The organism is Amycolatopsis tucumanensis, assembly GCF_021654135.1.
In the GTDB taxonomy this organism is placed as follows: domain Bacteria; phylum Actinomycetota; class Actinomycetes; order Mycobacteriales; family Pseudonocardiaceae; genus Amycolatopsis_E; species Amycolatopsis_E tucumanensis.
Map to the genome: position 1 here is coordinate 1 of NZ_JAKGSD010000043.1, position 19,671 is coordinate 19,671.

Genomic DNA, 19,671 nt, shown 5'->3' on the forward strand with positions numbered 1-19,671 from the left:
ACTCACCGGTCTCCTCCAACCGGGCCGCGAAATCCCGCATGTACTGCACGTGCGCGGTGATCTCCTCCGGCGCCCACTGGTCCATCGGCACGTCGTTGACCGCCGCCGGAGCACCGCGGTAGTGCTTGAGCAGCAGATACTTCGCCATGATCGTCTCCTCGGTGTGGTGCGCCCATTCTGGCCGCGTTCGCACCGGGGACGGAGCCGATCGCGGGTTCTCGACACCGACGCCGATTTTTTCGGCGAACACGCGAAAGGCCCCCTCGCGCTGGGCGAGGGGGCCTTCCACAGGGGATCTACGGGGAGATCAGAACGCCGACTCCGGGACCTCCATGAGGTCGTTGTCGGCGGCCTCGACGACCGCGCGGCGCGCGGTCAGCTCGGGCAGCACCTGCTTGGCGAAGAACGACGCCACCGCGATCTTGCCCTGGTAGAACGCCTGGTCCTTGGCCGAGGCGCCGTCCAGCTTGGTCAGCGCGATCTCGGCCTGGCGCAGCAGCTGCCAGCCCACCAGCAGGTCGCCGGCCGACATCAGGAACCGGACGGTGTGCTGGCCGACCTTGTACAGGTTCTTGACGTCCTCCTGCGACGAGGTCAGGTAGCCGATCATCGAGCCGAGCATGCCCTGCACGTCCTCCAGGGCGCGCTTGAGCAGTTCACGCTCGTTCTTCAGCCTGCCGTTGCCCGCCTCGGACTCGATGAACTTGGTGATCTCGTTCGCGATGTAGCCCAGCGCCTGGCCCTTGTCGCGGACGATCTTCCGGAAGAAGAAGTCCTGCGACTGGATGGCCGTGGTGCCCTCGTACAGCGAGTCGATCTTCGCGTCGCGGATGTACTGCTCGATGGGGTAGTCCTGCAGGAAGCCGGAGCCGCCCAGGGTCTGCAGCGACTGCACGAGCTGCTCGGTGGCGCGCTCGGAGCCGACGCCCTTGACGATCGGCAGCAGCAGGTCGTTGACCCGCTCGGCCAGCTTCTGCGACTGCTCGTCGCCTTCGCCGGTCCACACCTGGTCCTGGAAGGACGCGGTGTAGAGGTAGACGGCGCGCAGGCCCTCGGCGTAGGCCTTCTGCAGCATCAGCGACCGGCGCACGTCCGGGTGGTGCGTGATGGTGACCCGCGGCGCCGTCTTGTCGGTCATCTGGGTCAGGTCGGCGCCCTGGACGCGCTCCTTGGCGTACTCCAGCGCGTTCAGGTAACCGGTGGACAGCGTGGCGATGGCCTTGGTGCCGACCATCATCCGGGCGTACTCGATGACCTGGAACATCTGCGCGATGCCGTCGTGCACCTCGCCGAGCAGCCAGCCCTTGGCCGGGATGCCGTGCTGGCCGAAGGTCAGCTCGCAGGTGGTGGAGACCTTCAGGCCCATCTTGTGCTCGACGTTGGTGACGAAGGCGCCGTTGCGCTCGCCCAGCTCACCGGTGTTGGTGTCGAAGTGGAACTTCGGCACGAGGAACAGCGACAGGCCCTTGGTGCCCGGCTTGGCCTCGATGCCCGGACCCTCGGGACGGGCCAGCACCAGGTGCATGATGTTCTCGGTCATGTCCTGGTCGGCGGAGGTGATGAACCGCTTCACGCCGTCCAGGTGCCAGCTGCCGTCCTCCTGCAGCACGGCCTTGGTGCGGCCGGCGCCGACGTCGGAACCGGCGTCCGGCTCGGTGAGGACCATCGTGGCGCCCCACGCGCGGTCGATCATGATCCGCGCCCAGCGCTTCTGCTCCTCGGTGCCGTTGCGGTCGAGGATCATCGCGAAGTTCGGGCCCGCCATGTACATGAACAGGGCCGGGTTGGCGCCGAGGATCAGCTCGGCCGCCGCCCACTGCACGGTCGGGGGCAGGCCGAGGCCGCCGAGGTCGTTGGTGAGGCCCAGCCGCCACCACTCGCCGTCCCAGAGCTGCTGGTAGCTCTTCTTGAACGACTCCGGCAGGGTGGCCGAGAACGTCTTGGGGTCGTACACCGGCGGGTTGCGGTCGGCGTCGGCGAAGGACTCGGCCAGCGGGCCGACCGCGAGGTTGTTGAGTTCCTGCAGCGCGCCGCGCGCGGTCTCCTCGTCGGAGTCCGCGAGGACCCCCTTGCCGAGGCGCTCCTGGACGTTCAGGACCTCGAACAGGTTGAACTCGAGGTCTCGCACGTTGGACTTGTAGTGGCCCATGTCGTCGCTCCGTTGTCGATCGGGTTTCCGGCTGGGCGCATGCTGGTCCCCTACTGGCCGGTAACATCAGGATATTACCTGTGGGTAACCGCGGCAAGCGAAACCAGCCTGTTGTGACACACGGATCGGCTAGCGGGAGCGGTACTCGACCACCCCGGGAGCCGTCGAACCGGGCGAAACCCGCTGCTCCGGGCCGTCGTCGGGCTGGGCCACCAGTATCCCGGCGCGGAAGGCGATCGTGACGGCGTGCGTCCGGTCACGGGCGGAGAGCTTGCGCAGGATGCTCTTCACGTGCGTGCGCACGGTCTCCACGGACAGGTAGAGGACCTTCGCGATGCCCGCGTTCTCCAGTCCCTCCGCGACGAGCTGCAGGACCTGGTACTCGCGGCGGGACAACGGCATCTGGGCGCGGCGCACCGCGGCGGCGCTGGCGGACTGGCGCGCCGCGGACACGAGGGTGGCCAGCGACGGGTCGACGTAGCGGCGGTCGAGGTAGGCGCGGCGGATGCCCTCGACCAGCCGGCGCGACTCGGCCGAGCGCGGGATGGCGGCGTGCACGCCGGCCGCGATGGCGTCGTGCAGGAACGCCGGGGTGCGGTTGGCCTCCCGGACCAGCGCGATCACGATCAGCGCGGGGTCGCCGGCGATCAGCAGCTTGCTGAGGTGCCCATGGGGGTCGAGTCCGGAGTCCACGAGGATGACGTCGGGGTGGATCTGCTCGGCGAGCTGCAGCGCGCCGTGCGGGTTGATGGCCTGTCCCGCCCAGTGCATCCCCTGCGTGCGCTGCACGAGCCCGGACAGGCCCTCGCGGTAGATGGGCACCGGGTCCACAGCGGCGACACCCACGCTGCGGCCGGCCGGCGGTCCCTGCGGCACCCTGCTGGGGTCGTTACTGCGCGTCATCACGAAAAGAACCTCGTCTCGGCAAGGCCGGCCGTGGGAGCAGCACCGCCAGGACGGTCCGCCCCCCTCGACGTCCGCCCGGGCTTCCGTGGCGCCTTGACCCGATCCTCCCTGCTGGAACCGGCCACGACCGACACCCGTCAATTGTCTGACCCGTCAGGGCCGTCCGCGTGACGCGGGTTCACCCGCTTGTGTCGCGCACTACTCTGAGTAAACCGAGTTCCGCAGTTCGGCGAATGCTTCGGCGAGTGTCGTCGGGGTCCAGTGTGCGTTGAGACCACTCGGATTGGGCAGCACCCACACGCGTGTTTCACCGAGCGGGTCCGGCTGGCGGCCCACTATCGCCTTCGGACGGTCGAACGCCGTCCGGAACGCGGTGATGCCGACGACCGCGAGCCAGCGCGGCCGGTACTCCGCGACCTTCGCGGCGAGCCGGACGCCGCCGGCGCGGAGCTCGTCGCCGGTCAGCTCGTCGGCGCGGGCGGTGGCGCGGTTGACGACGTTGGTGATGCCGAGGCCGAGGTCGAGCAGTTCGTCCTGCTCACTGGGGTCGAACCGGCGCGGGGTGAAGCCGGAGGCGTGCAGCGCGGGCCAGAAGCGGTTACCGGGGCGGGCGAAGTGGTAACCGGTGGCGCCGGAGTAGAGGCCGGGATTGATCCCGCAGAACAGCACGTCCAGGCCGGGCCGGAGGACGTCCGGGATGGTCGTCCCCGCCGCTGCGGCGAGCTGTTCTCTGGTGGGTCGGGAGGAAGCCATGCGAAGCCGGATACTAGCCGTCGCCGTCGACTGCCACGACGCCGAAGCGCTCGCGCGGTTCTGGTCGCGCGCGCTCGGCTACGAGGAGATCCGGCGCTGGCGGGACGACAAGGGCGTCGAGTACGTGAACGTCGGCTCGGACGACCAGGAGATGCTGGTGTTCCAGCCGGTCGGCGAGGACAAGGTCGTCAAGAACCGCCTGCACCTGGACCTGGCGCCGGAGGGCGGCAGCCAGGCCGACGAGGTCGCGCGGCTGGTGGAGCTGGGCGCGCGGGTGCTGTCGGACGACGACGGCCTGCCGTGGGTGGTGCTGGCGGACCCGGAGGGCAACGAATTCTGCGTGCTCCCGCCGCGCGAGGCGGGCTAGGCTGTCCGGGTGTTCTGCGTGTGCGTGGCCTTGGACTGGTGGGCGCCGTCCGTGTGACGGCCGTTGTGACACCCACTTCGAGCCGTCTTCGGACGGCCGTGCCCCCGAAGGCGGCTCCCTGCCCTGGAGCCTTCCGTGGAACCCCCGATCGAAGTCGGCGCCGACCTGCGCCCTGACGTAGCCGTCCGGCTGGCGTCGCAAGGTGTCCGCCTGCTGTGGCGCGACGATTTCCCGGCCGCCCGCCGCCTGCTCGCCGCCATGGGCAAGCGCTTGCCCGCGCGCTCGGCGGATTTCTACCGCTACCGCCAGTCCAGGCGGAACCGGGCGCGGGTGCTCGGCATGCTGCTGGTCGAACTCGGCCCCGACCTGCGGATCGACCTGCCGCGCGCGCCGGACGTGCGGGACGCGGTCCGGGCGGCCGGTGGCGCGCCGGGACTGGTGCCGCTGACCGAGCTGCTCGGCATGCTGAGCGCGCACGAGTGGCGGGTGAAGGGCGTGCCCGTGCCGGAGCTGGACGCGCGGATCCACCCGCACTACGGCGTGTTCTCGCCGACCCGCCAGGACTACGTCTCGCTGGTGGCCCGCGCGCCGCTGCCCGCGGTCCGCACCGCGTTCGACGTCGGCACGGGCACCGGGGTGCTCGCGGCGGTCCTGGCGCGCCGCGGGGTGCCGGAGGTGGTGGCGACGGACATCTCCCCGGTTGCCGTGGCGTGCGCCGAGGAGAACGTGCGGCGGCTCGGGCTGCCCCAGGTCCGCGTGGTGGAGGCGGACCTGTTCCCGGCGGGCCGCGCGGACCTCGTGGTCTGCAACCCGCCCTGGCTGCCCGGCGCGGCGCACTCCCCGCTGGACGCCGCCGTGTTCGACCCCGGATCGCGGATGCTGACGGGCTTCCTCGGCGGTGCGGCCGCGCACCTGGAGCCCGGTGGCGAGGCGTGGCTGGTCCTGTCCGACCTGGCGGAGCTGGTCGGCCTGCGCACCCGCGCCGAGCTGCTGACCCGGTTCGCCGCCGCGGGCCTCACCGTGGTGGACCGGCTGGACGCGCCGCGCCGGCGGTTCCCTGGCGGGGACCCGCTCGCGAAGGCGCGGTCCCGGGAGGTGGTGTCGCTCTGGCGCCTGCGGCCCTGACCGGCCGACACTGGCCGCATGGACGCCACCACCGCCGACGGCTCCCCGGTCGAGGTCTACCGCCTGCTGCCCCCGGCAGGCGAAGCGGAGATCGTGCACCGGGCGGCCCCGCCGGGCGCCGCGGTGCTCGACCTGGGCTGCGGCACCGGCCGCATCGCCCACCGGCTGGCCGAGCTGGGCCACCCGGTCACCGCGGTCGACGACTCGCCGGAGATGCTGGCGCACGTCCGCGGCGCCGAGACGGTCCAGGCGAACATCGAGGACCTCGACCTCGAGCGGCGCTTCCCGGTCGTCCTGCTGGCCAGCCACCTCGTGAACCAGCCGGACAGCGCCGCCCTGCTCGCGACGGTGGCGCGGCACCTGGCCGGTGACGGTGTCGCGCTCGTCGAGTGGCACCCGCCGTCCTGGTTCGACACGGTCACCGAGGGCGGCGGCCGGCTCGGCGAGGTGCTGGTCAGCCTCTCCGGCATCAGTCGCGACGGGCCGCTCCTGAGCGCGACTGTCCGCTACCAAGCGCGCGGACGGTCGTGGGAGCAGCCGTTCACGGCTCGCCGGCTGACCGAGTCCGAGCTGCGGGTCCGCCTCGCCGAAGCCGGTCTCCGCTTCTCCCGCTGGTGCACCCCGGACCACCGCTGGTTCGCCGCGAAACGGACGGAGGTGGCGGATTCACCACGACCCGAGTACGGTATGTGATCTGCCACACAAGCACGACGCCAAAGGAGGCGGCGTGGAATTCGCGATCGTCCTCGGGCTCGTAGTCCTGGTCTTCCTGGCGGCCGGCGTGGTCGTCACCTGGGAGGACCGCCGGGCGGCCAGGCGCAAGGCCCACCAGCGGGCCGCGGCCCTAGCGCGCCTCGGTGAGGTGGACCCGCTCGCGCCGCGCAGGCTCGCGGACCGGCTGGACGGCTGACCGCAGCACCAGGAACAGCGTGGCGGCGATCCAGCCGAGCGCGGCGCCCGTGGTGTTGGTGATCAGGTCGTCGACGTCGAAGATCCGGTACTGGAACGGCGCGGTCCCGAAGTTCGCGGTCAGCTGCGTGATCTCCACGGCAAGCGAGATCGCGAAGCCGAGCAGCACGCCCCCGGTGAACCCCCGCTTCCACAGCAGCCGCGCGAACAACCCCAGTGGCACGAACAGCAGCACGTTCAGGGTCATCTGCTCGAAGGCCGTCGTGGACAGCGCGTTGATCCCGTCCTCGACGGCCTCCCGCCGCGCGTCCGCGATCCACTGGAACGGCACCAGCTGGATGGTCTGGGCCAGCCGCCGCCCGCCTGCGTTCGGCAGCGGCAGGAACGTCACGGCGAGCGCGAACGACGCGTAGGCGATCAGCGTGGCGGTCGTCACGACGCGGCCCGGCACGATCCGCCCGAACCGGACGTGGTGCAGCACCAGTTGCGGGACCAGCACGGTCCCCCAGATGGCGAGGAACCCGATCAGTCCGAAGTGGAGTGCGTTGACCTGCGCTGTCGTCATGCTTCGACGTTATGGCGACCACCTGGCCCGCCGAATCGGCCGAGAAGCCCGGCGACGATCACCGGCATCGGCCGAACGGCCGACATTTCACCGGCCTTCCACCTTTCGGGCCTGGTGGTCGTTGCGCCGCGGAGGTTAGATCGCGCCGGTACGCCCCTGACCGGAGGAAAGATGTCCCCTTCACCTCGCGTGCTGCGACGCTGCGTAGCGGCCACCGCGGCGGCGCTGGCCGCCGTCGCGGTTTCGGCCGCGCCCGCATCCGCGGCCCAGCCGTCCGGCACCACCGACGTCCGGCTGATCACCTTCAACGACTTCCACGGCAACCTCGAACCGCCGTCCGGCTCGTCCGGCCGGGTCACCCTGCCCGACGGCTCGACGGTCAACGCGGGCGGCGCGGCCTACCTGGCCACGCACGTCAAGCAGCTGGAGAGCGAGGTCAAGAACTCGATCCTGCTGTCCGCGGGCGACAACGTCGGCGCCTCGCCGGTGGCCTCCGCGCTGTTCCACGACGAGCCGACGATCGAGTTCCTCAACGAGATGGGCGTGCGGGCCTCCGTCGTCGGCAACCACGAGTTCGACGAGGGCTACCAGGAACTGCAGCGCATGCAGTTCGGCGGCTGCCACCCGGCCGACGGCTGCCAGTTCCGCGACAGCTACGGCGGCGCGGACTTCCCGTTCCTCGGCTCCAACGTGTACTTCGACAACGGCGCGCCCGCGCTGCTGCCGTTCACCGTCGAGTTCTCCGGCGGCCAGCCGATCGGCGTCATCGGCGCCACGCTGAAGGACCTGCCGACGGTCGTCTCGGCCGAGGCCATCAAGGGCCTGAAGTTCGGCGACGAGGTCGAGGCCATCAACCGGACCTCCGGCTGGCTCGACCGGCTCGGCATCAAGGCCCAGGTCGTGCTGCTGCACCAGGGCGACAACACGCAGGGCGGCGGCCCGGACTCCTGCACCGTGAGCCCCGGCCCGGCCAGCCAGATCGCGAAGGGCGTCTCGGCGAGCGTCGACGCGATCTTCACCGGCCACAGCCACCAGCAGTACAACTGCTCGATCGCGGACCCGGCCGGCAACCCGCGCCCGGTGATCCAGGGCCTGTCGTTCGGCCGCCTGCTGTCGGTCGTCGACCTCAAGATCGACAAGCGGACCCGGGACGTCGTGCGCGGCGCGACGGTGGCGCACAACGAGATCGTCACCCGCGACGTCACGCCCGACCCGGCCGTGGCCAAGCTGGTCGACGAGGCCGTGACCAAGGCGGCGCCGATCGCGAACGAGCAGATCGGCGCCATCACCGGCGACCTGAAGGCGGCCGGCGCCGCCTCCGGCGAGTCGGCACTCGGCGACGTGATCGCCGACGCGCAGCTCGAAGCCACCGCCGCGAACGGCGCGCAGATCGCCATCACGAACCCGGGTGGCATCCGCGCCGACCTCAACTACGCGTCCTCGCCCGCGGGCGAGGGCGACGGCGTGGTGACCTACGGCGAGGCGTTCACCGTGCAGCCGTTCGGGAACATCATGCAGACCATCACGCTGACCGGCGCGAACCTGAAGAACGTGCTCGAGCAGCAGTGGACCGCCACCACCACGCGGATCCTGCAGATCTCGTCGTCGCTGCACTACACCTACTCGGCGTCCGCGCCGGTCGGGTCGAAGGTGCGGGACATCACGGTGAACGGCACGCCGGTCGACCCGGCGGCCACCTACCGGGTGTCGGTGAACAACTTCCTCGCCGGCGGCGGGGACGGCTTCACCGAGTTCACCAAGGGCACCGACCTCGCCGGCGGCCCGGTGGACCTGGACGCGCTGATCGCGTACTTCGGCGCGCACTCGCCGGTCACGCCGCCCCCGGCCGACCGGATCACCGTCGTCGCGTAGTCCCGTTGCCGGTGTGCGGCTCGGGTTGCCCGGGCCGCACACCGGTTTTCGCCCGTTCGACGTCAGGACTGCGGTACAGGACCTCCGGGATCTGGGCCAGTTCCGAGCGGCGCAGTTTCCCGCCGAGCCCGTAGAACTCCTGGAAGCTCATGATCAGCGGCCGCCACCGGTCCGGGTCGATCCGGTCGGTCGTGCCCGGCACGCGGATCTCGTCGTGCACGTGGACCTTCTGCACCCGCAGTTCGAAGCACAGGATGCTGCCGAGCTGCGCTTCGTCGTCCGCCGCGACCGGGTGGATCGCCTCCACGACCGCCTCCATGGCCACCGGGCACTCCGCGACGCGCGGCGGTGCCACGGTCGACGACGGCACCGCGGTCAGGCCGGCCACCCCGAACTTGTCCGCCTCGTAGCGGTATCCCCGGCGCAGCTTGGATTCCGGGACCTCGGCGGTGCCGGTGGTGCGGGCGAGCCGGTCGACCGCGTCGACCTCGCGCACGGACGGCAGGTTCAGCACGCACTCCCTGGTGCGTCGCAGGTTCCGGGCGGTCTGCGACCGGGCGCCGATGCCGATGATCGCGCGCCAGCCCAACCAGAACGCCGACGAGATCGGGGCGAGGTTGGGGGTGTCGCCGGCCGTGCTGACGAGCACCACCGGCGTGCCGAAGTACAGGATGTTCGGCTCGATCTCCACGTGTGTCACGGTTTCAGCTTCACGATCCACCGATGGCGCCGCTGGCGGGAAACGGACGCGTCGTTCGCCACGGAGAGCGATCCCCGGTCGTCCCATTGAGCGATATTCGTGTTGGCCCGTATCGATTGCTCAAGCCGCGCGTCTAACCAGACGACATGACTTGAATGACGGAGGTGGAACGGGTGACCTCGGAGCGGGCACGGCCGGACGAGACCGACCTGCTGAGCCTGCACGAGGCTATCGCGGAACTGCACGCCTCGCAGGGCGACTTCCGCACGGCCTACGAGCACCTGAGGACAGCGCTGGGCATCGCGCGCACCGCCCGTCCGCAGATCCCTGAGCAGTTGCGCCGTGAGTTCGACCGCCTCCGCCGCGAGCGCGCCCAGGCCCGTGAGGAAAGCCTGCGGGACGCGCTGACCGCGGTCTACAACCGCCGTTACCTGGACAACCGGCTCGCCGACCTGCTCGGGGACGCGCGGACCCCGTTGGCGGTCGCGTTGATCGACATCGATCTGTTCAAAAGCGTCAATGACACGTTCGGTCACTTGATCGGTGACCAGGTGTTGCGGCGGGTGGCCGAGTTGTTGCGCGAAGGCGTGCCCGCGCCGGGGTTTTGCGCGCGTTACGGCGGCGAGGAGTTCATGCTCGTGCTGCCGGAGGTCCAGCCGGGGACGGCGCTGCGGATAGCCGAGCACGCCCGGCGCCGGGTGGCGCAACACGCCTGGTCAGAGATTTGCCCCGGGCTCGGCGTGACGATCAGCGTGGGTGTTTCGCACGAGCCGGTGAGCGGCCCGGAGCAGCTGCGGATGGCCGACGACCTCCTTTACGCCGCGAAGCACGCCGGGCGCAACCGGGTCGCGTACCGCGAACGCGGCGGAGTCCGCGTGCTTGAGCACTGTCAGTAATTGGCGGCGGTCGTTTCCCCGTTTTGCCGGTGTGCGGCATCACCCCGTTTGTCGCACTCGGCCCGCTTTGGCGCACGCTATGTAAAAAAATCAGCAGGAGGGTGTCGTCAGGACCCGCGAGTATCTCTACGATAACGATGCTCGCCGTCCCGGCGATGATCACTGAGACGGTCCCCTCCCGGCGGGCCGGCGCGACCGAGGGAGAGGAGACCGGGTGCCAGACGACCACGCCGCAGGCCCCGGTCACAGAGCCGACGACGACGCCCCCAACGGCCGGCGACGCAGGCGTTCCCTGGACACGCACGGCGGCATCAACGTTTCGGATCTGGTAGCCCAGCACACCGGATACCGCCCGAGGTTTGATGGCGCCCGGTCGAACGCGCACACGGCGCCCGCGGACCAGGCGCCGGCGGTGGCGCGCCGGAGCGCACCCCCGGCCCGCCCGGAGCCGCGCGCGCCGGAGCCCCCACCGCAACGCCGCTCCCCGGCAACCGGCCGCACGGCAGGCGCGCCCCTGCCGCCCGCCCAGCAGCCCCGCCGGGCCGTACCCCCACGCCGCGGCGCGGCGCCGACTGGCGAGCCGTCACCCGAGACCCCGAACGGCTTCACCCCGAAGCCGCTACCCGGTGTCGCGGAGGCACCGGAGCCCTCGGGCCGGGCTGCGGCGCCGGGCCGCCACGCGGGTGGTTTCGCCGAAGCGCCAGAGCCATCGGGCCGGGCTGGGGCGCCGGGCCGCCACACCGGGGGCTCTGCCGAGGCGCCGGAGTCCTCGAACGGTGCCGCGCACCCGAGCGGTTTCACGAAAACCCCGCCCCGCACCGACGCACGGCACGCGAGTGGTTTCGCCGACGCGCCGGAGCCGTCGAGCAGGGCTGCTGCACCGGGCCGCCACGCGAACGGTTTCGCGGAGCCACCGAAGCCGAACGGCGTCGCGGCACCTGCCCGCCGCGCGCCCCAGCCCGAGCGCGCCGAGGTGCGGCATCCGAGTGGTTTCGCTGAAGCGCCGCAGCCTTCCGTTCGTGCGGAGGCCCCGCGCCGCCCGAGCGTGCCGAAGCCTTCCGGCGGTGCCGCTGCCCCGGTGCATCCGAGCGGCTTCACTGAGGTGCAGCCGTCCGGGCGTGCCGACGCCCCGGCCCACCCGAGCGGCTTCGTCGAAGCCCCGAACGGCGCGGCAGCTCGCCGTGCGCCCCAGCCCGAGCGCGCCGAGGTGCGGCATCCGAGTGGTTTCGCTGAAGCGCCGCAGTCGTCCGTCCGTGCGGAGGCCCCGCGCCGCCCGAGCGCGCCGAAGCCTTCCGGCGGTGCCGCTGCCCCGGTGCATCCGAGCGGCTTCGTCGAGGCCCCGAACGGCGCGGCGGCCCCTGCTCGCCGCGCACCCCAGCCCGACCGCGCCGACGCGCGGCACCCGAGTGGCTTCGCCGAAGCACCCCAGCCCTCCGGCCGCGCCGACGCCCCGGCCCACCCGAGTGGCTTCGTGGAGGCCGCGAACGGCGCGGCGGCCCCCGCCCGCCGCGCAAGCGCGCCCCAGCCCGACCGCGCCGACACCCGGCACCCCAGCGGCTTCGCGGAAGCGCCGCAGCCCTCCGGCCGCGCGGACGCCCCGCCCCGGCCGAGCTCTCCGCAGCCCTCGGCGCGTGCCGACGCCCCACCCCGGCCGAGCACGCCGCAGGCCGGCAACGCCGAGGCACCTCGCCCCAGCCCCACCCCTCCGCCCGCCAACCGGCGAGCCACCCCGGCCGACGAAGCGGAATCCGACGCCACCCAGCTCCGCGAGCCGGTCGAGCGGCCCGGTGGTCCGCGGCGCCCGGGGCGGGGGCGGTCGGTGAGCCCGGCGGACCGCCTGACGATGACCGACGAGCTGGAGCCCGTCGGCGATCACACCAAGGTCCGCCGCAAGATCGACAACACCCTGGCGCGCTTCGCGGCCGCCCATGAGGAGCTCGCCGCCGAGGAGGCCAAGCGCCAGGAGCGCCGCGAGCGCTTCATCGCGCGCCCGGTCGCGCTCATCGAGCAGACCCGCACCCGGCTGCAGCGCGTCGTCGCGCCGGTGAAGTCCGACGGGGACGACGAGAAGGCCGCGCCGCAGACCCGCCTGCAGGAAAAGAAACAACGCCGCAGCGACCGGTCGATCCGCATCACCCGCATCGCGTGCGCGGTGCTGGCCGGGCTGATCTTCCTCGCCACCGGCGCGCTGTGGGGCACCAAGACCTGGTTCAACAGCAAGTTCACCGAGATCGCCGCCCTCGACGAGAACTCCTCGGACATCCAGAACGCGGCAGGCCAGACCGGTGACGAGAACTTCCTCATCGTCGGCTCCGACACCCGCGCCGGCGCCACCGCCGAGGAGAACGTCGGCGACGCGGACACCGTCGGCGGCGCCCGCTCGGACACGATCATGCTGGCGCACGTCCCGGCCGACCGGAAGCGCGCGGTGATCGTGTCCTTCCCTCGCGACCTGGAGATCTCCCGGCCCGCCTGCGAACGCTACGACGCGGCCGCGGGCACCTACTCCAGCGAGATCGTCGCCGCGGCCACCAAGGTCAAGCTGAACACCGCGTACGCGGTCGGCGGGCCCAAGTGCCTCACCAAGTGGGTCCAGCAGCTCACCGGGCTGCGCGTCAACCACTTCGTCGGCATCGACTTCGGCGGCTTCAAGGAGATGGTCGACGCGGTGCACGGCGTGACCGTGCACGTCGACAGCCCGATCCGGGACACCACCCTCGGGATGGTGATCGCTGAAACCGGCGACGTGACGATCTCCGGCGACCAGGCGCTCAGCTTCGTCCGCGCCCGCCACGTGGTCGGCGACCCCACCTCGGACTACGGCCGCATCAAGCGGCAGCAGCAGTTCCTCACCGCGCTGCTGCAGAAGGCGATGTCGCAGGGCGTCATCACCGACCCGACGCAGCTCACGAACTTCGTGACCGCGTTCGCCCGCGCCACCTTCGGCGACAACATCGGCGTCGACCAGATGCTCACGCTGGCCCAGTCGATGAAGGGCCTGGACACCAGCAAGCTGAAGTTCCTCACCGTCCCGACCGTCGGCGAGCCGAACACCCGCGGCAACGAAGTGCTCCTGGAGACCAAGTCCAAGGAGCTGTTCCAGGCCATGATCGACAACACCCCGCTGCCCGGCACCCCCGAGTACGAGGCGGCGAAGGCGGCCGCGAGCGCGACGCAAACCCCGCCGCCCAGCTCGTCGAAGTCGTCGAAGTCGTCGAGTTCGACCTCGTCGGACTCGTGACAACTCGTTAGCGCCGGTTCATTCCGGGTTCACTTCGCGATGCGGCGATTGCCCCGAACGGGTCGTAGAGTGTGGCCATGCGCGAGGCTTACCACGTCGAACTCGAAGACCTGGCCGCGAACCTGGCGGACATGTCGCTCCAGGCCGCCGCGGCCATGAAGAAGGCGACCCAGGCACTGCTCGAAGCGGACCTGTCCCTGGCCGAGCAGGTGATCGGCGACGACCAGAAGATCGACGACGCTCGTGCCGAGAACGAGGAGAAGGCGTACGCCCTCCTGGCGCTGCAGGCGCCGGTCGCGACCGACCTGCGCACCGTGCTGGCCGTGATCCACGCCGCGGAGAGCCTGGAGCGGATGGGCGACCTCGCCCTGCACGTCGCGAAGGCGGCCCGCCGCCGCCACCCGCAGGCCACCCTGCCCGAGCCGGTCCGGAACTACTTCGCCGAGATGGGCGAGCTGGACGTCCGGCTGGCGGAGAAGGTCGCCGACGTCATCAAGAGCCGGGACGTCGAGGCGGCCCGCGCCCTCGAGGAAGAGGACGACCGCGTCGACGAGATCCACCGCCACCTCTTCACGGTGATCATGGACAAGGACTGGGAGCACGGGGTCGCGGCCGCCGTCGACATCACGCTGCTCGGCCGGTTCTACGAGCGGTTCGCCGACCACGCGGTGTCCGTCGGCAAGCGGATGGTGTTCGTGGCGACCGGCAAGATGCCCGGCTACGCCCACGACGAGGACCTCTGACGAACTAGGACGGGCCGCCCTGCAGCCGCTGGTGCAGGGCGGTCATCCGCGCGTCCAGGTCGGCCGCGGTTTCCGCGGCGGCGCGCAGCTCGTCGGCGAAGTCGGCCGGCGCGGTGCCGGCGTACTTGTAGAACAGCTTGTGCTCGACCGCGGCCCAGAAGTCCATGCCGACCGTGCGCATCTGGATCTCCACCTTGACCCGCTCGACCCGGTCGGACAGGAACACCGGGATCCGCACGATCAGGTGCAGGCTGCGGTACCCGTTCGGCTTCGGCTCGGCGATGTAGTCCTTGGTCCGCACGACCTCGACGTCGTCCTGGCGGCCCAGCATCTCGGCGACCAGGTAGACGTCCGGCACGAACGGGCACACCACGCGGATCCCGGCGATGTCCTCGATGTGCTCGCGGATCGCCTCGATGCTCGGCTCCAGGCCCTTGCGGGCCAGCTTGTCGAGGATCGCCTCCGGCGACTTGACGCGGCTCGCCAGGTGCTCGATCGGGTCGTGCTGGTTGGCGAAGTCGAACTCCTCGGACAGGATCCGCAGCTTGGTCATCAGCTCGTCGATGCCGAACTTGTAGACCATGAGTTCCCGCTGGAGCGCTCGAAGCAGCGCAGCTGAGTGGCCGACTTCGTCGAGCACGGTCATGCGACCAGCCTACCGAGGTCGATCAGGGCGCATCCCGCACCGAGCGGGTCGCCCCGATCGAGGCCGCGACGACGCAGCAGATCGCCAGCCACTGCAGCGGGTGCAGCGCCTCCCCGAGCACCAGCAGCCCGGACAGCGCCGCGACGGCCGGTTCGAGGCTCATCAGGATGCCGAACACGCGCGGCGGGATCTTGCGCAGCGCCTCCAGTTCGAGCGAGTACGGGACGACCGACGACAGCAGCGCCACCGCGAGCCCGATCAGCAGCACCCACGGCGACAGCAGGTTCGTGCCGCTCTCGACCACACCGGCAGGCATCGCCGCGACCGCGGCCACGGCCATGCCGAGCGCGAGCCCCTTGCCCTCCTCGGTGCGCTTGCCCAGTGACGCGCTGAGCAGGATGTAGAGCCCCCAGCAGGCGCCCGCGATCAGCGCGAACACGATGCCGAGCATCGACAGGTCGCCCCGCGTCTCGGCGAGCAGCACGACGCCGCCCGCCGCCAGCAGCGCCCACAGCACGTCGAGCCAGCGCCGGGACCCGGCCAGCGCCACCGCGAGCGGCCCGAGGAACTCGATGGTGACCGCGATGCCCTGCGGAATGCGCGCCAGCGCCTGGTAGAAGGTCAGATTCATGGTGCCCAGCACCACGCCGTAGGCGAGGACCACCGGCAGCGCCCGCCGGCCCATGCGCAGCACCGGGCGCCACACGAGCAGCAGCACCACCGCGGCGAAGAACAACCGCAGCGCGACCGTCCCGGCAGGCCCGGCGACCGCGAACAGCTGCTTGGCGAGCGAGGCGCCCACCTGCACGCTGACGATCCCGATCAGCACCTGCAGCGGCGGCGGGATGGCGCCGAGCGCCCGCCCGGCCGCCGCGACCGCCCGGGGCTTCGGCAGCCGCCCGCCGACACCGTCCACGTAAACCTGAACCACGTCCCCGACGCTAGCGGCACCCACCGACAGTTCCCACCGGATTTGCCTCACTGCCCGCTTGACCTCCACCAACGTGGAGGTTGCAGGCTCGTGATCACCGAGTCGGTGAGCGAAGAGGGAGCCAGCGGTGCGCGTGGTCCAGGTGGTCGGTTTCGGTGGTCCCGAAGTGCTGGTTCCCGGGGAGGCTGCGGACCCGGTGCCGGGAACGGGCCAGGTCGTGGTCGAGGTGGCGGTCGCGGGCCTGTCGTTCGTCGAGACCCAGATCCGCCGCGGCACCGACCGCTGGCACGAGCGGCCGCGGTTGCCGTACGTGCCCGGCAGCCTGGTCGCCGGTCGGGTGGACGCGGTCGGCGACCAGGTCGACCCGGCCTGGCTGGGCCGCCGGGTCGTGGCCGGCACGGGCGAGGCCGGCGGCTTCGCCGAGCGGGCCGTCGCGGCGGTGGCCGACCTGTTCCCGGTGCCCGACGACCTGGGGCTGCCGGAGGCCACGGCGCTGCACAGCGACGGCAGCACGGCGCTGGGCCTGGTCGAGAACGCCGGGATCGCCGCGGGCGAGTGGGTGCTGGTCGAAGCGGCGGCCGGCGGGGTGGGCAGCCTGCTGGTGCAACTCGCCCGCGCCGCGGGCGCCAGGGTCGTCGGCGCCGCCGGTGGCTCCCGGAAGCTCGAACTGGTCCGGGAGCTCGGCGCGGACGTCGTGGTCGACTACACGCAACCGGGCTGGGCCAAGGAGGTGCTCGACGCGACCGGCGGCGCGGGTGCCGACCTGGTGTTCGACGGCGTCGGCGGTGCGATCGGGCAGGCCGCGTTCGAGGTCACGCGCCGCGGCGGCCGGTTCTCCGTGCACGGCGCCGCGAGCGGCGAGCCCACGTCCGTCGATCCGGACGACGCGCGGGAGCGGGGCGTGACCGTGATCGGCATCGAGCAGCTCTTCGAGTTCCCGCCGAACGTGGCGCGGTGGGCCGGGCAGATGATGTCCCGCGCGGCCGCGGGGCTCGTCCGGCCGGTCATCGGGCAGACGTTCCCGCTGGAACGGGCCGCCGACGCGCACGCCGCGGTCGAGAACCGCACCACCGTGGGCAAGACCCTGCTGGTGCTCTGAAACGAAGCGACCCCCTCGGCGCGGGGCCGAGGGGGTCGCCGGGGAACGACGATCAGCCGAACCGGCCCGAGATGTAGTCCTCGGTCGCCTTCTCGTTCGGGTTGGAGAAGATCTTCTCCGTGTCGTTGATCTCGACGAGCCGTCCCGGCTGGCCGACGCCGGCCAGGTTGAAGAACGCCGTCTGGTCCGACACCCGCGCCGCCTGCTGCATGTTGTGCGTGACGATCACGATGGTGTAGTCCTTCTTCAGCTCGGCGATCAGGTCCTCGATCGCGAGCGTCGAGATCGGGTCCAGCGCCGAGCACGGCTCGTCCATCAGCAGGACGTCCGGCCGCACGGCGATGGCCCGCGCGATGCAGAGCCGCTGCTGCTGACCACCGGAGAGGCTGCCGCCCGGCTTGTTGAGCCGGTCCTTGACCTCGTTCCACAGATTCGCGCCGCGCAGCGCCCGCTCGGCGATCTCGTCGAGCTTCTTCTTGTTCTTCGTGCCCGCCAGCTTCAGCCCCGCCACCACGTTGTCCCGGATGGACATCGTCGGGAACGGGTTGGGTCGCTGGAACACCATGCCGATCGTGCGGCGGACCTGCACCGGGTCGACCGAGGACGCGTAGATGTCCTCGCCGTCGAGCAGGACCTCACCGTCGACCCGCGCGCCCGGGATGACCTCGTGCATCCGGTTCAGCGTGCGCAGCACGGTCGACTTGCCGCAGCCCGACGGGCCGATGAAGGCCGTGACGTTCCGCGGCGGCACGGACAGCGTGACGCTGTCGACGGCGTGGAACTTGCCGTAGTAAATGTCGAGGTCCTTGACGTCGATTCGCTTGGCCATAGCGGAACGCTCACTTCTTCTTCGGGGCGACCAGGCGGGAGACCACCGTGGCGATCAGGTTGATGAGGGCGATGATGATGACGAGGGTCAGCGCGGCGCCCCAGATCCGGTCGAATCCGACGCTACCCGGTTCCATGGAGTTCGTGGCCCGCTCGGTGTTCATCAGCAGCGGCAACGACGCCTGGTTGTCAGCGAACAGGTCCCAGTTGACGTAGGCGGAGTAACCGACCAGCACCAGCAGCGGCGCGGTCTCGCCCATGACGCGGGCCAGCGCCATCATGACACCGCTGATGATGCCGGACAGGGCCGTCGGCAGGACGATCTTCATGATCGTCTTCCACTTCGGCACGCCCAGCGCGTAGGAGGCCTCGCGCAGGTCGTCCGGCACGATCCGCAGCATCTCCTCGGCGGAGCGCACGACGACCGGGATCATCAGCAGCACCAGGGCCAGCGACACGGCGAACCCGCTGCGCGGCAGGCCGAACGTGGTGATCCACAGCGCGTAGATGAACAGCGCCGCCACGATCGAGGGGACACCGGAGAGGATGTCCACCATGAACGTGGTGACCTTGGCCAGCCTGCTGTCCCGCCCGTACTCCACCAGGTAGATGGAGACCAGCAGGCCGAGCGGCACCGAGATGACCGCGCACATCAGGCCCTGTTCGAGCGTGCCGATGATGGCGTGCAGGACACCACCGCCGACCTCGTCGGACAGCACCGAACCGAAGTCCTGGGCCCACCAGTTGCTGTACGGGATGCGCTTGATGCCGTTCGCGATCACCGTGTAGAGCACCCACACCAGCGGGGCGACGGCGATCAGGAACGACAGCCACACCAGCACCGTGGCGAGCGCGTTCTTGGCCTTGCGGGCCGTGCTGACCTGCTGGAACGCCGGCGGCGACGCCAGCCGCTCGGTCTCGGACAGTGTCGAGGTCATCAGTCCGCCTTCCGCTCGCCGATGATCGTCCGGGCCGCGAAGTTCACCGCGAAGGTCAGGACGAACAGCACGAGACCGGCCGCGATGTAGGCGCCGGCCGACGTGGGGTTGTTGAACTCCGCGTAGTTCGCGGCGATCTGCGACGCGAACGTCGCGCCACCGTCGAACACGCTCCAGTCGAAGAAGTGCCCGCGGGGGATGTACAGGATGACGGCCAGCGCGATCGTCTCACCGAGGGCGCGGCCGAGGCCGAGCATCGACGCGCCGACGTAGCCGGCCTTCCCGAACGGCAGCACCGTCGTCCGGATGACCTCCCAGCGGGTGGCGCCGAGCGCGAGCGCGCCCTCGATGTGGGCGGTCGGCGTGCGCTCGAACACCTCGCGGGACAGCGAGGTGATGATCGGCAGCAGCATCACCGCGAGCACCACGCCCGCCGTGAAGATCGTGCCCGAGTAGTTCGGGAACACGTTGCCGGTGCCGAAGATCGGGATGAAGCCCAGGGTCTCGTTCAGCCACTGCGAAACCGGCGCCATCTTCGGCGCCAGCACGAGGATGCCCCACAGACCGAAGATGATCGAGGGCACCGCGGCGAGCAGGTCGACGACGTAGGCGAACGGACGCGCCAGCCGGCGCGGGGCGTACTGGGTCAGGAACAACGCGATGCCCAGCGAGATCGGCATCGCGATGATCAGGGCCACCAGCGAGGTGTAGATCGTGACCAGCAGCAGGTCCAGGATGCCGAACCGCAGGTGGGTGGGGTCGCCGGTCTCCCAGATGCGGGAGGTGAGGAAGTTGATCTCGTTCGCGCTCAGTGCCGGAATCGCCTGCACCAGCAGGAAGATCCCGATCAGCGCGATGAGTGCGACGACGAAGATGCCCGCGCCGGTGCTCAGGTTCTTGAAGATGCGGTCACCCGGCCGCACCTTCGCGGTCTTGTTCGGTGAGGCCAGTGAGGGAGTTCGCTCAGTGGCCGGTGGTTGCGCCGTAATCGGGGGCCTCCGGG

General features: G+C 70.9%; 19 protein-coding genes and 1 pseudogene. 9 read left to right on the plus strand and 11 right to left on the minus strand.

Features of this window, described 5'->3' with window-relative positions; translation table 11 throughout:
* The 4 genes and pseudogenes from L2C96_RS45510 to mug form a co-directional block, all read right to left on the minus strand.
* Positions 1 to 148, minus strand: a pseudogene (locus L2C96_RS45510) (YciI family protein); the annotation flags it as partial.
* A 159-nt stretch (positions 149 to 307) separates the two neighbouring features.
* Complete coding sequence (locus L2C96_RS31915) at positions 308 to 2,149, minus strand: acyl-CoA dehydrogenase (RefSeq protein ID WP_020422228.1); 1,842 nt, start codon at positions 2,147 to 2,149, stop codon at positions 308 to 310.
* Positions 2,150 to 2,278: 129 nt separating this feature from the next.
* On the minus strand, positions 2,279 to 3,052 hold the full coding sequence (locus tag L2C96_RS31920) for a response regulator transcription factor (protein ID WP_237338854.1): 774 nt from the start codon (positions 3,050 to 3,052) through the stop codon (positions 2,279 to 2,281).
* Positions 3,053 to 3,253: 201 nt separating this feature from the next.
* On the minus strand, positions 3,254 to 3,808 hold the full coding sequence (mug, locus tag L2C96_RS31925; protein ID WP_237338855.1) for a G/U mismatch-specific DNA glycosylase: 555 nt from the start codon (positions 3,806 to 3,808) through the stop codon (positions 3,254 to 3,256).
* On the opposite strand from mug, the gene L2C96_RS31930 reads away from it, so the two are divergent.
* The 4 genes from L2C96_RS31930 (at position 3,807) to L2C96_RS31945 (ending at position 6,210) form a co-directional block, all read left to right on the plus strand.
* Positions 3,807 to 4,175 (plus strand): VOC family protein, encoded by a 369-nt coding sequence (locus tag L2C96_RS31930; RefSeq protein ID WP_020422225.1) that lies wholly within the window; start codon positions 3,807 to 3,809, stop codon positions 4,173 to 4,175. The genes mug and L2C96_RS31930 overlap by 2 nt on opposite strands.
* Positions 4,176 to 4,310: 135 nt before the next feature.
* Complete coding sequence (locus L2C96_RS31935; protein WP_237338856.1) at positions 4,311 to 5,300, plus strand: class I SAM-dependent methyltransferase; 990 nt, start codon at positions 4,311 to 4,313, stop codon at positions 5,298 to 5,300.
* Positions 5,301 to 5,318: 18 nt separating this feature from the next.
* Complete coding sequence (locus L2C96_RS31940; protein WP_237338857.1) at positions 5,319 to 5,993, plus strand: class I SAM-dependent methyltransferase; 675 nt, start codon at positions 5,319 to 5,321, stop codon at positions 5,991 to 5,993.
* A 34-nt stretch (positions 5,994 to 6,027) separates the two neighbouring features.
* Positions 6,028 to 6,210: a hypothetical protein gene (locus tag L2C96_RS31945; RefSeq protein WP_020422222.1), complete on the plus strand. Its 183-nt coding sequence runs from the start codon at positions 6,028 to 6,030 to the stop codon at positions 6,208 to 6,210.
* Here the strand turns inward: L2C96_RS31945 and L2C96_RS31950 are convergent.
* Entirely contained in the window at positions 6,145 to 6,774 is a 630-nt protein-coding gene (locus tag L2C96_RS31950) for a VanZ family protein (RefSeq protein ID WP_237338858.1), read from the minus strand. The two genes, L2C96_RS31945 and L2C96_RS31950, sit on opposite strands and share 66 nt — an antisense overlap.
* A 171-nt stretch (positions 6,775 to 6,945) precedes the next feature.
* On the opposite strand from L2C96_RS31950, the gene L2C96_RS31955 reads away from it, so the two are divergent.
* Positions 6,946 to 8,646 carry a bifunctional metallophosphatase/5'-nucleotidase gene (locus tag L2C96_RS31955; protein ID WP_237338859.1) on the plus strand — a complete coding sequence of 567 codons (1,701 nt, stop codon included), beginning with the start codon at positions 6,946 to 6,948 and terminating at the stop codon, positions 8,644 to 8,646.
* Here the strand turns inward: L2C96_RS31955 and L2C96_RS31960 are convergent.
* Positions 8,630 to 9,346, minus strand: a complete 717-nt coding sequence (locus tag L2C96_RS31960) for a flavin reductase family protein (RefSeq protein ID WP_372491288.1) — start codon at positions 9,344 to 9,346, stop codon at positions 8,630 to 8,632. The two genes, L2C96_RS31955 and L2C96_RS31960, sit on opposite strands and share 17 nt — an antisense overlap.
* Positions 9,347 to 9,501: 155 nt before the next feature.
* Here L2C96_RS31960 and L2C96_RS31965 point away from each other — a divergent pair, with 155 nt between their 5' ends.
* From L2C96_RS31965 to phoU, 3 genes are all read left to right on the plus strand, one after another.
* On the plus strand, positions 9,502 to 10,242 hold the full coding sequence (locus L2C96_RS31965; protein WP_020422218.1) for a GGDEF domain-containing protein: 741 nt from the start codon (positions 9,502 to 9,504) through the stop codon (positions 10,240 to 10,242).
* Positions 10,243 to 11,554: 1,312 nt separating this feature from the next.
* Positions 11,555 to 13,483, plus strand: coding sequence for an LCP family protein (locus tag L2C96_RS31970; RefSeq protein WP_308191197.1), 1,929 nt, complete (start codon positions 11,555 to 11,557; stop codon positions 13,481 to 13,483).
* A 77-nt stretch (positions 13,484 to 13,560) separates the two neighbouring features.
* Positions 13,561 to 14,226, plus strand: coding sequence for a phosphate signaling complex protein PhoU (gene phoU / locus L2C96_RS31975; RefSeq protein ID WP_020421447.1), 666 nt, complete (start codon positions 13,561 to 13,563; stop codon positions 14,224 to 14,226).
* Positions 14,227 to 14,230: 4 nt separating this feature from the next.
* Here the strand turns inward: phoU and L2C96_RS31980 are convergent, their stop codons facing one another.
* Both L2C96_RS31980 and L2C96_RS31985 read right to left on the minus strand, forming a co-directional pair.
* Positions 14,231 to 14,872, minus strand: coding sequence for a GTP pyrophosphokinase (locus tag L2C96_RS31980; protein ID WP_020421446.1), 642 nt, complete (start codon positions 14,870 to 14,872; stop codon positions 14,231 to 14,233).
* A gap of 22 nt (positions 14,873 to 14,894) precedes the next feature.
* Positions 14,895 to 15,788: an EamA family transporter gene (locus L2C96_RS31985; protein ID WP_020421445.1), complete on the minus strand. Its 894-nt coding sequence runs from the start codon at positions 15,786 to 15,788 to the stop codon at positions 14,895 to 14,897.
* A 142-nt stretch (positions 15,789 to 15,930) separates the two neighbouring features.
* Between L2C96_RS31985 and L2C96_RS31990 the strand changes: the two genes are divergently transcribed.
* Positions 15,931 to 16,902: a zinc-binding dehydrogenase gene (locus L2C96_RS31990; RefSeq protein ID WP_237338860.1), complete on the plus strand. Its 972-nt coding sequence runs from the start codon at positions 15,931 to 15,933 to the stop codon at positions 16,900 to 16,902.
* 52 nt (positions 16,903 to 16,954) lie between these two features.
* Here the strand turns inward: L2C96_RS31990 and pstB are convergent, their stop codons facing one another.
* From pstB to pstC, 3 genes are read right to left on the minus strand one after another with little or no spacing between them, the layout of a single operon-like run.
* Entirely contained in the window at positions 16,955 to 17,731 is a 777-nt protein-coding gene (gene pstB / locus L2C96_RS31995) for a phosphate ABC transporter ATP-binding protein PstB (protein ID WP_020421443.1), read from the minus strand.
* A gap of 10 nt (positions 17,732 to 17,741) precedes the next feature.
* Entirely contained in the window at positions 17,742 to 18,668 is a 927-nt protein-coding gene (gene pstA / locus L2C96_RS32000) for a phosphate ABC transporter permease PstA (RefSeq protein ID WP_237338861.1), read from the minus strand.
* Entirely contained in the window at positions 18,668 to 19,591 is a 924-nt protein-coding gene (gene pstC, locus L2C96_RS32005; protein WP_020421441.1) for a phosphate ABC transporter permease subunit PstC, read from the minus strand. The genes pstA and pstC overlap by 1 nt, the downstream gene beginning before the upstream one ends.
* Positions 19,592 to 19,671: the final 80 nt, after the last annotated feature.